The organism is Pseudocitrobacter sp. 73, from assembly GCF_008369545.1.
GTDB classification, from domain to species: domain Bacteria; phylum Pseudomonadota; class Gammaproteobacteria; order Enterobacterales; family Enterobacteriaceae; genus Pseudocitrobacter; species Pseudocitrobacter vendiensis.
Genome location: NZ_VTZO01000016.1, coordinates 127,656 through 142,273 on the forward strand (window position 1 = coordinate 127,656; position 14,618 = coordinate 142,273).

The window sequence follows — 14,618 nt, forward strand, 5'->3', positions numbered from 1 at the left end:
AAAATGCCAGTCGCCACCGTATTCTCTCGGATTGTTCCGGGCGCGCTACTTCACATATTCGATCTCATTGATGTACCAGCTCGCTTCACCGGCAGGGGTCTGCACCACAGCCAGGTCGCCCACCTCTTTTTTCAGCAGGCCGCGCGCCATCGGCGAATCAATTGAGATGTAGTCGTTACGGCCAAAAATTTCATCGTAGCCGACAATGCGAAAGCGCTTCACATCGCCGTCGTCGTTTTCAATCTCCACCCACGCGCCAAAGAAGACTTTGCCTTCCTGCTGCGGGGAATAATCGACAATCTTCAGGTTTTCCAGACATTTGGTGAGATAACGCACGCGGCGGTCGATTTCACGCAGGCGCTTTTTGTTGTACTGGTAATCGGCATTTTCACTGCGATCGCCCAGACTTGCAGCCCAGGTGACTTTTTTGGTGACTTCCGGGCGTTCCTCGCGCCAGAGGTAATCCATCTCTTTTTTCAGTTTTTCATACCCTTCACGGGTAATTAAAGGCGTTTTCATCCGCGTTTCCTGCCTTCTGCTGGCCTGTTGGAAAGCACAAAAGAGTCCAACAGGATGAATAATGTGTCTTATGATTAAATGTATACTTAAGCCGCTGTAAAATATGCTTTGTAACAATTTAGCCTGGAATTTATACCAGATTTAACTGGTGACCGGCTTACGCTTTTTTAAGAATACGCACTGATAATTGTTGCGAACCTTTGGGAGTAAAAACAATGCAAGAGAATTATAAGATTCTGGTGGTCGATGACGACATGCGCCTGCGTGCGCTGCTTGAACGTTATCTGACCGAGCAGGGTTTCCAGGTTCGAAGTGTAGCCAACGCCGAACAGATGGATCGTCTGCTAACCCGCGAATCCTTCCATCTTATGGTACTGGATTTAATGCTGCCAGGCGAAGACGGTTTGTCCATCTGCCGCCGTCTGCGTAGCCAAAGCAACCCAATGCCGATCATCATGGTGACGGCGAAGGGCGAAGAAGTTGACCGTATCGTCGGCCTGGAAATCGGCGCTGACGACTACATTCCAAAACCGTTCAACCCGCGTGAACTGTTGGCCCGTATTCGTGCGGTGCTGCGTCGTCAGGCGAACGAACTGCCGGGCGCGCCTTCTCAGGAAGAGGCGGTGATTGCCTTCGGTAAGTTCAAGCTGAACCTCGGTACGCGTGAAATGTTCCGTGAAGATGAGCCGATGCCGCTGACCAGTGGGGAATTTGCGGTACTCAAAGCGCTGGTGAGCCACCCGCGTGAACCGCTCTCCCGCGATAAACTGATGAACCTGGCGCGCGGTCGCGAATATTCCGCGATGGAACGTTCCATTGACGTACAGATCTCCCGTCTGCGCCGCATGGTGGAAGAAGATCCGGCCCATCCACGCTATATCCAGACCGTTTGGGGCCTGGGGTACGTCTTTGTCCCGGACGGTTCTAAGGCATGAGGCGATTGCGCTTCTCACCGCGAAGTTCGTTTGCCCGCACGTTATTACTGATCGTCACCTTGCTGTTTGTCAGCCTGGTGACAACCTATCTTGTGGTGCTGAACTTCGCGATTTTGCCAAGCCTCCAGCAGTTTAATAAGGTCCTCGCCTACGAAGTCCGTATGCTGATGACCGATAAACTTGAGCTGGAGGACGGTACGCAGCTGGTAGTGCCGCCTGCGTTCCGCCGCGAAATTTACCGCGAACTTGGCATCTCGCTCTATTCCGATGAAGCGGCGGAAGAGGCGGGGCTGCGCTGGGCGCAGCATTACGAATTTTTAAGCCAGCAGATGGCAACACAGCTTGGTGGCCCGACGGAAGTGCGCGTCGAGGTGAACAAAAGCTCGCCTGTCGTCTGGCTGAAAACCTGGTTGTCTCCCAACATCTGGGTGCGCGTTCCCCTCACTGAAATTCATCAGGGCGATTTCTCGCCACTGTTCCGTTACACACTCGCGATCATGCTGCTGGCTATAGGCGGTGCGTGGCTGTTTATCCGCATCCAAAACCGCCCCTTAGTTGACCTCGAACATGCCGCGCTACAGGTCGGTAAAGGCATGATCCCGCCGCCGCTGCGCGAATATGGCGCGTCGGAAGTGCGTTCGGTGACCCGTGCGTTTAACCATATGGCCGCAGGCGTGAAGCAACTGGCCGATGACCGCACCTTGCTGATGGCGGGCGTCAGCCACGACCTGCGTACGCCGCTTACCCGTATTCGCCTGGCAACAGAGATGATGGGCGAGCAGGACGGGTATCTGGCGGAATCGATCAACAAAGACATCGAAGAGTGCAACGCGATCATCGAACAATTCATCGACTACCTGCGCACCGGGCAGGAGATGCCGATGGAGATGGCAGATCTTAATGCGGTACTGGGCGAAGTGATCGCCGCTGAAAGTGGTTATGAGCGCGAGATTGAAACCGATCTCCAGGCTGGCGAAATTCTGCTGCGTATGCATCCGCTCTCCATCAAACGCGCGCTGGCCAATATGGTGGTGAACGCGGCGCGTTACGGTAATGGCTGGATCAAGGTCAGCAGCGGCAGCGAGCTCAACCGCGCGTGGTTCCAGGTTGAAGATAACGGGCCGGGAATTAAACCCGAGCAGCGCAAACATCTGTTCCAGCCGTTTGTGCGCGGTGACAGCGCCCGCAGCACCAGCGGCACGGGGCTCGGCCTGGCAATTGTGCAACGTATTATCGACAACCATAACGGCTTGCTGGAAATTGACACCAGCGAACGTGGCGGGCTGTTGATTCGCGCCTGGCTCCCGGTTCCGGTGGCGCATGTGCAGGGGCCGGTGAAAGAGAGTTAAAAGCACCCCCTCACCCTACCCCTCTCCCGCAGGGAGAGGGAACCGCTCGTGCTCGTTGTTTTTCCCCTCTCCCTGCGGGAGAGGGCCGGGGTGAGGGGGCTGTCGTAGGCCGAACAAGCGCAGCGCCCCCGGCAACAGGCGCTAAATCCTGGCCAAAAAAATCCCCCAACCTCACGGAAGGGGGATTTCATCATCTCACCAGACCGATTACAGCTTTGGCCCAGCGCTTACCAGCGCGGCGCCAGCCGGGGTATCGGTGTATTTCTCGAAGTTCTCGATAAACAGTTTCGCCAGCGCGGTGGCTTTTTCCTGCCACTGTTCCGGGGAACCGTAGGTGTTACGCGGGTCGAGAATATGCGTATCCACGCCCGGCAGTTCGGTTGGGATCTGCAAATCGAACATCGGCAGGGTGAAGGTTTCTGCGTTATCCAGCGAACCGTTCAGGATAGCGTCGATAATGGCGCGGGTATCTTTGATCGAGATACGTTTGCCGGTGCCGTTCCAGCCGGTGTTCACCAGGTACGCCTGCGCGCCAGAGGCTTTCATGCGTTTCACCAGCACTTCTGCATACTGCGTTGGGTGCAGCGACAGGAATGCCGCGCCGAAGCAGGAGGAGAAGGTTGGGGTCGGTTCGTTGACGCCACGCTCTGTACCGGCCAGTTTGGCGGTAAAGCCAGACAGGAAGTGGTACTGCGTCTGGTCAGCGGTCAGACGAGACACCGGCGGCAGTACGCCAAACGCATCCGCCGTCAGGAAGATAACTTTGGTGGCGTGGCCCGCTTTGGATACTGGCTTGACGATATTATCGATGTGATAAATCGGGTAAGAGACGCGGGTGTTTTCGGTTTTCGAGTTGTCGTCGAAATCGATGGTGCCATCGGCGCGTACCACCACGTTTTCCAGTAGCGCATCGCGGCGAATCGCGTTGTAGATTTCCGGTTCCGCTTCTTTGGAAAGCTTGATGGTTTTCGCGTAGCAACCGCCTTCGAAGTTGAAGACGCCATCGTCATCCCAGCCGTGTTCATCATCACCAATCAGGCGACGTTTCGGGTCAGTGGATAGCGTGGTTTTACCCGTACCGGAAAGGCCAAAGAAGACCGCCACATCACCTTTCTCACCGACGTTTGCCGAGCAGTGCATCGACGCGATACCCTTCAGCGGCAGCAGGTAGTTCATAATAGAGAACATCCCTTTCTTCATTTCGCCGCCGTACCAGGTGCCGCCAATCAACTGAATGCGCTCGGTCAGGTTAAAGGCAATGAAGTTTTCAGAGTTCAGACCCTGTTCTTTCCACTGCGGGTTGGTGCATTTCGCGCCGTTCATCACGATAAAGTCTGGCTTAAAGGTTGCCAGTTCTTCTTCGGTTGGGCGAATAAACATGTTTTTGACAAAGTGCGCCTGCCAGGCCACTTCGGTGATGAAGCGCACGGAAAGACGGGTATCTTCGTTCGCGCCACAGAAAGCGTCGATAATAAACAGACGCTTACCAGAAAGTTGTTTTGAAACGAGTCCTTTCAGGTGCTGCCAGGTTTCCTGAGAGAGCGGCTTGTTGTCGTTCTTTCCTTTGCCTTTATCAGACCACCAAACGGTATCACGGGTTGTATCGTCACGGACGATGTATTTATCTTTCGGTGAACGGCCGGTAAAGATACCGGTGTCGACGTTGATCGCACCAAGATTGGTCAGGACGCCACGCTCGTAACCTTCCAGGTTAGGATCAAGTTCTTCCTGATACAGCGTGTCGTAATCCGGATTGTAGACAATCTCCTGTGCGTCGTTGATACCATAAGCCTTGAGATCCTGCGGAGTTAAACCATTGCGCATTTCACTGCTCCTTAGCCAATTGTATTGCTACAAATTCTATGGGTATTTTAGGGGTGTTGACCGCGACCAGGCTCATAGATTTACGTATCCCGACAAAACGTCTACTTACGAATTCATTGTGACTCCTGTCACGAAGCGGCCCCGATTATGGCAGGAAAATGACTTGAATTGGGGTAAATGTTCTTAATTGGTTAAAAAATAGTTTAAAATACGATGTTTATGTGAATGTAATCGCATTTCTGAAAGAAAATTACGTAACCCTTTCATGGAAAAAATCGATTCACCTCGCTGAGCTCTTTTCCGAATTTCCACACTTTTTGAGCGTGATACCAGACGTAATGCGATAATCCCGCCTACTGCTCATTTGTGGATACCAACATGGATAACGTTGAACTCTCTCGCCCCACACGCTGGGGAATGATTGCCACTGGCCTGGTTCAGGGGCTGATGTGCTACCTGTTGATCACCTGGCTGGCACCGAAAAACAGCGGCTGGTTATTTTACGGCGTACCCGCAACGGTGGCGCTCCCGTCGACACTTCTTTTCACGGTTATTTCTTTCAGGCAAAAGCGCTTGTGGGGATGGCTGGCGCTGGTCTTTGTCGCCGTACTGGGAATGAGCGGTTGGATGAAGTGGCAAATCGACGGCGAGGTTGGCTGGCGAGCGAATAGCCTGCTCTGGGATTATGGCTGCTACCTGCTGCTGATGGCGATGCTGCTGTTGCCCTGGATACAGCAGAACCTGAATCCGCGCCAGGGAGTGACACGCTATGCCCGATTTTATGGATTAGCCTGGCATAACGCACTTACGTTGCTGGTGATATTTATCGCTAATGGCCTGACGTGGCTGGTGCTCTTACTGTGGAGTGAACTGTTTAAGATTGTCGGTATCTCGTTTTTTAAAACGCTCTTTTTTGACACCCAGTGGTTTATCTACCTTGCGCTGGGGCTGATTACGGCGCTGGCGGTGATTCTGGCGCGGACCCAGTCGCGGCTGGTAGGCGCTATTCAAAAACTGATGACACTCATCGCCACCGGCCTGCTGCCGCTGGTATCGCTGTTGACGCTATTGTTTATCGTTACGTTACCGTTTACCGGCCTGAGTGCCATTTCCCGCCACGTCTCTGCCGCAGGCCTGCTTTCGACGCTGGCATTCCTGCTGCTTTTGTTGATGGCGATTGTTCGCGATCCACAAAAAATATCGCTGCCGTTTACCGGTGCGCTGCGGTGCCTGATTAAAACGTCGCTTCTGGTCGCGCCGATCTATGTGCTGATTGCGGCGTGGGCGCTGTGGCTGCGCGTGAATCAATATGGCTGGACGCCCGGCCGCCTGCATGGCGTGCTGGTGGTGATGGTGCTGCTGGTATGGACGTTGGGATATTTCTTTAGCATTGTGCGACGTAACGGACAGAACCCGCTGGTGCTTCAGGGCAAGATCAACCAGGCTGTTTCGCTACTGGCGTTGGTGATTCTCGTGCTGCTCAATTCACCGGTGCTGGATAGCTGGCGTATCAGCGTGAACAGCCATATGGGACGTTATCACAGCGGTAAGATTACTGCTGAACAGGTCAGCCTCTATCTGCTCGACCACAGCGGTCGTACCGGGCGCGCCGCGCTGGTGTCGCTGAAAAACGATGCGGAGTATATGAAGGATGCTAAACGTAAGCGTGAATTACTGACGATGCTGGGCGGGAATCGCGATCAACTCTTTATGAAAGATCTGGCGGATAATGTTGTCTTAGCGCCAGGCACTTCCCAACCGGATGAGGCCTTCTGGCAAGTGGTGAATGAAGATCGTTATCGGTTTGCATCCTGTGGTGAAAAAAATGCCTGCTTACTGACGACCCAGGATTTAAATGATGATGGCCAGCCTGAACGCATACTTTTTTCTTTCGCAGGAGAGGGAAGCCTGATTTACGCATACGATCCGGCAAAAAAAGCCTGGGCTAATAAAGGCTCGGTGAAATTACCGAAAGGCATGACGGAAGAGCAGGTTTTGCGTGCGATGCGTGAAGGAAAAATTGGGACTAAAGCAAAATCATGGCGCGACTTGACGATTAATGGTGAAGCGCTGGAAACGTATTACAGCAACTGACAGGTCAAAAAAATGCCCGGTGGCGCTACGCTTACCGGGCCTACATATGGCATTTTTCAACGCCGGATAATTAATGCACCTGCGGATCTGCAGGAGAGGCGTTATTACGGATTTCCGCAATATCCATGGCGTTGAAAACGTAATGGCTGCCGCAGTAATCGCAGTGCATATCGATTTCGCCTTCATCGGCAAGGATGCTGTCAATTTCTTCATCCGGCAGCGTTTTCAGCGCGCCAGCGCAGCGCTCGCGGGAGCAGGTGCACTTGAACTCCACGTCCTGCGGGTCGTAAATCGTCACTTCTTCTTCGTGATACAGACGCCACAACACATCGTTCGCCGGCAGGGTGAACAGCTCTTCGCCTTTGATGGTCTCTGTCAGCGCCGCCAGGTGATCGAAATCATCACGCTGGGCGTCCTGCGCTGGCATCACCTGCAACAGCATACCGCCCGCCGCAGGCTTACCGTTCGCTTCGCCGGTGCGGATAAACAGACGCGTCGGCAGCTGTTCAGAGCGCTGGAAGTAATCTTCCAGACATTCGGCCAGCGTATCGCCTTCCAGACCCACCACACCCTGATAGCGCTCGCCTTCTTCCGGCGTGATGGTGATGACAAGATAACCATTCCCCACCAGCGCTTTCAGGTCAGCATCGGCAGGAATATCGCCCTGCACGCGCGCCACGCCGCGCAGCTGCTGCTGGTTATTGCCGTTGATCACAGCCAGCGTCATCGGGCCGTCGCCCTGCAACTGAACGGTAATATCGCCAGCGAACTTCAGCGTTGCGGTCAGCAGGCTGGTGGCGACCAGCAGCTCGGCCAGCACGTTTTTCACCGGCTGCGGGTAGTCGTGGTTCGCGAGGATCTGTTCGAGGGTGTCTGATACGGTGACCAGTTCGCCACGGACGGCATAGTTTTCAAACAGATAGCGATGTAATTGATCGTGTTGAGTCATAATTTTCTCTCTTGAGGCGCCAGTCACTCGCTGTCGCCATATTTAAATCTCATCAGGTCGCGGCGCTCTTTTTTATCCGGACGTCGGTCCGGATGCGGCATCGTCAGCGCGTTGAGTTTACGTGCCAGCGCGACTTTCTCGCGCTTCTCAATGCTTTCAGCCGTCTCTTCATAAAGCAGCATGGCTTCGCTGGCCGGGCGGCGTTGCTCGGTAATGCTTTTCACCACGACGGTACGTTCGTCGTTGCCCTGGCGTAAGGTGAGCAGGGCGTTGAGTTCGACTATCTTGCTGGGCTTGCTGCGCTGCCCGTTATAGTGAACCTTGCCGCCGTCAACCATCTCCCTCGCCAGCGCCCGGGTTTTATAGAAACGCGCGGCCCATAACCATTTATCCAGCCGAACGCCCGCTACGGACTTCTCTTTCATGGTCACTCCTTCACTTGAGTGAGGGGATCAGACGACGGTAATCATTCAGGGCGGGATGACGTAAATAGCTTTTATCCGCCAGACCGGAGTCCGGGTTAGTGACGCCTAAACAGTAGCGAATGCCAAATGTCGCCGCCGCGTCCAGAATCGCTTCGCTATCGTCGATAAACAGCGTGCGCTCCGCTTTCAGCCCTGTATGTTCCGCTACCGCCTGCCACAACCGCTGATCCTCTTTCGGATAACCAAATGTGTGGGTGGAAAGTAATAAATCAAGGTGTGCATCAAGACCGGTATGCTCCAGCTTGACGGAAAGATTGTACGGATGCGCGTTCGTCAGCAGAATGCCCCGCTTACCGCTCGCCTGTAAGGCATTGAGAAATGGCACAGTATCATCACGCAGCGCCGCACGTGGCCCCTGCTCGCGGGTCATCGCACAAATATCCAAACCCAGCCGGTCGCTCCAGTAATCAAGACAGTACCAGTTTAGCGTATGCTGCACATCGTGGTACTCCTGGCGCAGCGCGTCGCGCGCTTCCTGCGGCGTCAGGCCCTTCTGGCTGCCGTAGGTCTCAGGCACAAGCGTTTGCCAGAAGTAATTATCGAATGCGAGGTCGAGCAGCGTACCATCCATATCCAGCAGGACGGTATCGACGTCCTGCCAGGCGATGTCAAAATGCATGAGGAGCCTCCAGCCATAGAATTGCGCGACAGGTTAGCACAACCTGCCGCTTTGCTTCATGCCGGATGGGATCAATGATGCGGCATATTTTGCTCATAATCCTCAGGGTTGGAGAGCAAAACGGGGTTGGTGCAGCTTTCGTAATATTTCTGAATTTCGGCCAAACGCTCGCGATGACGCTGATAACGGCGCAGCGCCTGAATACCGTTGTAGACGGCGCAGATAATCATCGTAATCATCAGCAGGGTGGTCGCCAGATAGCGCCACAAGCCGCTGCTGTCCGGCATGCGGTGCAGGTTTACATGCTGCGTGCCGTTGGCGTCGGTAAAGATATTGGTGACGATGCCTTCCGCGTGGAACGGAGTGTGCATCAGCATACCCGCCAGACGCTGGAACTCGCTCCATTGCTGATGTGCCGGGAAGTCATACAGGCTCATCGTCGGATAAGGTTGAGTAACGAGATCGCTGCCTTCATCACTGGTGATAAGAAAACCACCAGGTGCCGGGCTGTTCAGGGCCTGTGCCGCGCGCGCGGTTTCCCGCAGAATAAACGGCGCGGTGGAGGTATCAACCAGGTTATCGAGCGACTCGGCGCTGACCGGGCGTAACAGCACATTCACGCCGTCCAGACGCCCCGAATTGGCGCGCTTGACCAGTGTTTCCCAATCGCGCGTGTTTCCAAGGTTTACTAGGGCATTTTTAAGACGCGAACACTCGTCCGCCGTCGAGCACAGATCTTTTGTTTTCAGCACGATATCGGCGAAGTCATCCAGCAGCACCATGCCTGATTTTTGAATCGCTGAGCGTAGCGCCGGGCTGACGCGAGAGTTGTCATCCGGCGTTGGGTGCAACTGACGGTTCACTGCCTGCACCAGCGCCGTGGCTTTGTTGACGATATCAGACTCTGGTAGCGGCAGGCGCGGCGCGTTATTCCAGATAATTTGCGAGCAATCGAACGGCAGGAAAGGTGAACTCTCCTGTGCCGTCCAGGTACCGGGCGAATGAATATTACACATCCCGGTGCCCTGAAGCTGTAGCGTATCGCCTACACGCACGCCTGCTTTAGCGAGCTGATCGACGGTGGTGGCTTCAATCACCTGCGCGCCTTTCAGCCAGGAGAGCGTGAATTTAAACGGCATGTTGAGCGGCACGCTCACCCACAGCATCACCACCACCAGCAACGCGCCACCGGCAATGACGGCGCTACGCAACCAGTGCTGAAGCGGGAAGTTTTTGACCTCATCGTGCAGCGACAGGAAACGTCCCTGACGCACTACATGCCTGTCGAGATAGATATCAATATCGGTTTGCTGACCAAGATCCTGCGCGACAAACGGCTGCCAGTGACGCGGGTAGATCAGGTCAATAATGCCGAGTGAAATATTATTTATATGTTCCTGATCGTTTTCGCCAAACAAACCCCAGCGTTTTGGCGTGCCGCGCAGGCAGTGAATTTCACGCAGCGACGTTTTGGTGGGCGGTGCAAACAGGCCCCACACGCCCGCCAGCAGCAGCAAAACGCCACCGCCAAGCAGCCAGGGCGTAAAGACGCCGGGCAGGACGAGGCTGCAATAGAAAAGGACGAATGCGCCAACGATCAGCAGCGCTTCCCGCAGCCCGTCCGGGCGGCTTAGTGCGTACTCTTCATGCGTCTCCTGACGAATGTTGAGTAGTTCGATCTGTTCGCTCTCTTCGCCGCGAATAGACGCCTGCGTCGAGGTGGGGGATTCCAGCGCCTTGCGCTGGCCTTCAAGGGTGTACTCTTTCAGCGAATAACCGTTGAGGGCAATCACCAGCGGAATATCATCGGTGACGATAAGTTCGATGCTGTTTTCGTCATTGATGTGCTGCTCCCAGAATGGCGGCAGATGAACTTCGATGGAGTCGAGGAAATAGCGCCATTTATTGGGATCGTCGGTCGTGATGCCGTAGCGGGTAATGGCGCGGGTCAGGGTGAAAACGGTATTGCTTTGCGCATTTAACGAGATAAGCGCCGGGGCGACCGTGGAACCCGATGCGGGGATCTGCTGACTCTGGTTGAGATCTTCAAGATAGTTCTCAATGCCGCGACGCTCATCGTCGGTTAATTTGCGCGTGGTCGCGCCAGGGAATGCATGCAGCCAGGGTAAACGGCGTCGCTTTGCGCGCAGGCGAATAAACCAGCCCGCCAGTAAGGCACAGACCAGAATTGCCGCGGTAAAGAGAGTCAATGTGCCCATGCTATTGCCATTATCCTTATTTTTGTCGGTCGCTTCATTCGTCTTTTTTATTATTCACTTTTAATACGAATGACCCAGGTCTTAAAAGATTTGTTGCACACTATCGTAACTCGCGAGGATAACAAACCCCTCTTGCGGCGAATATCAGCAAATTCTCAAATTTGTTTCAACTTCTTGACTTTTTGGAACAAATGAGGGTTGTTAAAAACAATAGTTACGAAAATGTAAATAGCAGCCATTTTAAATTGCCGGAATGCGCCTCCTGGCTCACAATGACAACAGTCATCACAGCAAAGAACGGTCCAATGAGTAAACCATTACAAAAACCCACGATTCTCCATGTTGAAACGGTCGCGCGCTCCCGTTTGTTTAATGTTGAAAGCGTAGATCTGGAGTTTAGTAACGGAGTACGCCGCGTTTATGAACGCATGAAACCGTCGTCGCGTGAAGCCGTCATGATTGTGCCGGTGGTGGACGATCACTTAATTCTCATCCGTGAGTATGCAGTGGGTACTGAATCCTATGAGCTGGGGTTCTCAAAAGGGCTCATCGACCCGGGTGAAACCGTCTTTGAAGCGGCTAACCGCGAGCTGAAAGAAGAGGTAGGGTTCGGGGCCAACAACCTGACCTTCCTGAAACAGCTCAGTATGGCGCCGTCTTACTTCTCCAGTAAGATGAATATCGTGGTGGCGGAAGACCTCTATCCCGAATCGCTGGAAGGCGATGAACCGGAACCGCTGCCGCAGGTGCGCTGGCCTATCGCCAATATGATGGAACTGCTTGAAGAGCCGGATTTCAACGAAGCCCGTAATGTGAGCGCGCTGTTTTTAGTGCGGGAATGGCTGAAGGGGCAGGGCAGGGTTTAAAGAGATTAGCCGGGTGGCGCTTCGCTTACCCGGCCTACAATTCATAGTGCTTGTAGGCCTGATAAGCAAAGCGCCATCAGGCAATTTTCGGGGCCGTCAGAACAATTCCTGCGATTCCCCGTTATCAATAATCTCCGTTCCCACCTCGCGAATCGACTGATGCGTCGGTTGGGTGCCTTCGATAAAGTATTCGGCACGGCTGTTGCCGCCGCTGGCCAACTGGCCGGTGCTGCGGTCGATATTGATAGTGACGATACCCGGCGGCGGCGTTAACGGCTGTTCCGGCACTCCGGCCAGAATGGCTTTCATAAACGCATCCCACGCAGGCTGCGCGCTTTTCGCACCGCCTTCGTAACCGGAAATCTGATCTTTAATCGCGCCAGAAGCAGACGTTCTGCCGAGATCGCGGCGGTGATCGTCAAAGCCAATCCACACTGAAGTCACCGCACCTGGGCCGTAACCTGAGAACCACGCATCTTTCGAGCTGTTGGTGGTCCCGGTTTTACCGCCGATATCGTGACGTTGCAGATCGCGACCCGCGCGCCAGCCGGTACCCTGCCAGCCGGGCTCGCCGAAGATGTTAGTATTCAGCGCGCTCTTAATCAGGAACGATAACGGCGTGTTGATCACGTGTGGGGCATACTCCTGCGCGCCGGTCTGTGCCACCAGCGACTGATTAGCTTGTTCAAGCTGTGGCATCGGTACGCTGGCATTCTGCGGTGTTTGTGATGCGGCGACATCCTCAACGTTTTTGTTTTCCAGCACGTCGGATTTCTGCGTTTCGCCGTAAATCACCGGAATATCACATTCCGGACAGGCGATTTTCGGTTTCGCTTCAAAAATCACGCCGCCCTGATCGTTCTCAATCTTGCTGATAAAGTACGGGTCAACCAGGAAACCGCCGTTCGCCATTACGGCGTAGCCGCGCGCGACCTGTAGCGGAGTGAATGACGGCGAGCCCAGCGCCAGTGATTCTGTGCGAACGATGTTCTCCGACGGGAAGCCAAAGCGCTGGAGATACTCCGCCGCATAATCGACGCCCATCGCACGCATGGCGCGTACCATCACCACGTTTTTCGACTGACCTAAACCCTGACGCAGGCGAATCGGGCCCGCGTACTCGTTCGGGGAGTTCTTCGGACGCCAGTCTGAACCGGCCCCGGCATCCCAGCGGGAAATCGGCACGTCATTCAGGATGCTGGCAAGCGTTAAGCCTTTGTCCATTGCCGCCGTGTACAGGAACGGCTTGATGTTGGAGCCCACCTGACGCAGCGCCTGCGTGGCGCGGTTAAATTTGCTTTGGTTGAAATCGAAGCCGCCGACCAGCGCGATGATCGCGCCATTCTGCGGATTGATGGAAACCAGCGCCGAGTTCACATCCGGCACCTGCGACAGCCACCAGTTTTCGCCAACCTGACGCACCCAAATCTGCTGCCCGGCCTGAACGACTTCGCTAACGCGACGCGGGGTTGGCCCCTGTGATGTATCTGAACGCCAGGCGCGCGCCCAGCGAACGCCTTCCATTGTCAGGGAGACAGAACTGCCATCAGCCAGCTGTGCGGTCGCTTCCGTTGCGCTGGCTGACATTACCACCGCCGGACGCAGCGGCCCGTAAGTCGGCAGCGCTTTCAGGGAATCGGTAATTTTTTTGCTGTCCCACGGCGTCTCGCCCACTTTCCACAGCACATTAGACGGGCCGCGATAACCGTGGCGCATATCGTAATCCATCACGTTGGTCCGCACGGCCAACTGCGCGGCCTGCTGGTTTTTACGTGTGATGGTGGTGTAAACGCGGTAGCCGTCTTCATACGCCTGCTCGCCGTAGCGTTTCACCATCTCCTGGCGCACCATTTCGGTCAGATACGGGGCAGAGAAGGCTATTTCCGGGGCATGGTAGTCGGCATCTATCGGCTGATTACGTGCCTGATCGTACTGTGCCTGAGTGATATACCCCTCGTTCAGCATGCGCGACAGCACCACGTTACGACGGGCCGTGGCGCGATCCATAGAATAGAGCGGGTTGAAGGTGGAAGGCGCTTTCGGCAAGCCGGCGATCACCGCCATTTCGCTCAGGCTCAGTTGATCGATGGATTTACCGAAGTAAACATGCGCCGCAGCGCCCACACCGTACGCACGGTAGCCGAGGTAGATTTTGTTCAGATAGAGTTCGAGGATCTCATCTTTGCTCAGCAACTGCTCGATGCGAATGGCCAGGAACACTTCCTTTATTTTACGCATCAGCGTCTTTTCAGGGCTGAGGAAGAAGTTACGCGCCAACTGCTGGGTGATGGTACTCGCCCCCTGCGACGCGTGGCCGGAGAACAGCGCGACGCTGGCGGCACGGAAAATCCCCACCGGATCAACCCCGTGGTGCTCGTAGAAACGGCTGTCTTCCGTGGCAATAAACGCCTTCACCAGCTCAGGCGGCATTTGACTGAGGGTGACCGGAATACGCCGTTTTTCGCCATATTGGGCGATCAGCTCGCCATCTGCGCTGTAAACCTGCATTGGAATTTGCAGACGCACGTCTCTGAGCGTCGCAACATCAGGAAGCTGGGGCTCAATATACTTGTAGAGGCCATAAACCGAGCCTGCTCCCAGCAGAATGCAACAGACTGCAAGGATTAATAAATACTTTACGAACTTCACCGGAGATTTCCCATTTAGTTTCATTTGGGCAGTTTATAAACAAACGCGCGGTAGTATAAAGGCAAGCCAGATGCATTGATATAGCCGTCACCATGATGGCGTTTAAGGGA

At 54.7% G+C, this 14,618-nt stretch carries 11 protein-coding genes; 4 read left to right on the forward strand and 7 right to left on the reverse strand.

The window, feature by feature from the left end:
- Positions 1-45: 45 nt before the first annotated feature.
- Positions 46-519, reverse strand: coding sequence for a transcription elongation factor GreB (gene greB / locus F0Q32_RS17885; RefSeq protein WP_015962674.1), 474 nt, complete (start codon positions 517-519; stop codon positions 46-48).
- 215 nt (positions 520-734) lie between these two features.
- Here greB and ompR point away from each other — a divergent pair, with 215 nt between their 5' ends.
- Together ompR and envZ are read left to right on the forward strand one after the other, a co-directional pair.
- Positions 735-1,454 (forward strand): two-component system response regulator OmpR, encoded by a 720-nt coding sequence (gene ompR, locus F0Q32_RS17890; protein ID WP_001157751.1) that lies wholly within the window; start codon positions 735-737, stop codon positions 1,452-1,454.
- Positions 1,451-2,803 carry a two-component system sensor histidine kinase EnvZ gene (envZ, locus tag F0Q32_RS17895; protein WP_149464144.1) on the forward strand — a complete coding sequence of 451 codons (1,353 nt, stop codon included), beginning with the start codon at positions 1,451-1,453 and terminating at the stop codon, positions 2,801-2,803. The genes ompR and envZ overlap by 4 nt, the downstream gene beginning before the upstream one ends.
- Before the next feature lie 207 nt (positions 2,804-3,010).
- Here envZ and pckA read toward each other — a convergent pair whose 3' ends face one another.
- Positions 3,011-4,627 carry a phosphoenolpyruvate carboxykinase (ATP) gene (gene pckA / locus F0Q32_RS17900; protein ID WP_108476591.1) on the reverse strand — a complete coding sequence of 539 codons (1,617 nt, stop codon included), beginning with the start codon at positions 4,625-4,627 and terminating at the stop codon, positions 3,011-3,013.
- Between the two features lie 378 nt (positions 4,628-5,005).
- On the opposite strand from pckA, the gene F0Q32_RS17905 reads away from it, so the two are divergent.
- Positions 5,006-6,721 carry a DUF4153 domain-containing protein gene (locus tag F0Q32_RS17905; RefSeq protein ID WP_149464145.1) on the forward strand — a complete coding sequence of 572 codons (1,716 nt, stop codon included), beginning with the start codon at positions 5,006-5,008 and terminating at the stop codon, positions 6,719-6,721.
- Between the two features lie 70 nt (positions 6,722-6,791).
- Here F0Q32_RS17905 and hslO read toward each other — a convergent pair whose 3' ends face one another.
- From hslO to F0Q32_RS17925, 4 genes are all read right to left on the reverse strand, one after another.
- Complete coding sequence (gene hslO, locus F0Q32_RS17910) at positions 6,792-7,670, reverse strand: Hsp33 family molecular chaperone HslO (RefSeq protein ID WP_015962680.1); 879 nt, start codon at positions 7,668-7,670, stop codon at positions 6,792-6,794.
- Positions 7,671-7,693: 23 nt separating this feature from the next.
- A complete protein-coding gene (gene hslR, locus F0Q32_RS17915) occupies positions 7,694-8,095 on the reverse strand; it encodes a ribosome-associated heat shock protein Hsp15 (RefSeq protein WP_149464146.1) in 402 nt (133 codons plus the stop codon).
- Positions 8,096-8,105: 10 nt separating this feature from the next.
- Positions 8,106-8,774 carry a GMP/IMP nucleotidase gene (gene yrfG, locus F0Q32_RS17920; protein WP_149464147.1) on the reverse strand — a complete coding sequence of 223 codons (669 nt, stop codon included), beginning with the start codon at positions 8,772-8,774 and terminating at the stop codon, positions 8,106-8,108.
- Between the two features lie 71 nt (positions 8,775-8,845).
- Positions 8,846-10,993, reverse strand: a complete 2,148-nt coding sequence (locus F0Q32_RS17925; RefSeq protein ID WP_149464148.1) for an intracellular growth attenuator family protein — start codon at positions 10,991-10,993, stop codon at positions 8,846-8,848.
- Between the two features lie 305 nt (positions 10,994-11,298).
- Here F0Q32_RS17925 and nudE point away from each other — a divergent pair, with 305 nt between their 5' ends.
- Positions 11,299-11,859: an ADP compounds hydrolase NudE gene (nudE, locus tag F0Q32_RS17930; RefSeq protein ID WP_149464149.1), complete on the forward strand. Its 561-nt coding sequence runs from the start codon at positions 11,299-11,301 to the stop codon at positions 11,857-11,859.
- A 96-nt stretch (positions 11,860-11,955) separates the two neighbouring features.
- Here nudE and mrcA read toward each other — a convergent pair whose 3' ends face one another.
- Positions 11,956-14,508: a peptidoglycan glycosyltransferase/peptidoglycan DD-transpeptidase MrcA gene (mrcA, locus tag F0Q32_RS17935; protein WP_188016885.1), complete on the reverse strand. Its 2,553-nt coding sequence runs from the start codon at positions 14,506-14,508 to the stop codon at positions 11,956-11,958.
- Positions 14,509-14,618: the final 110 nt, after the last annotated feature.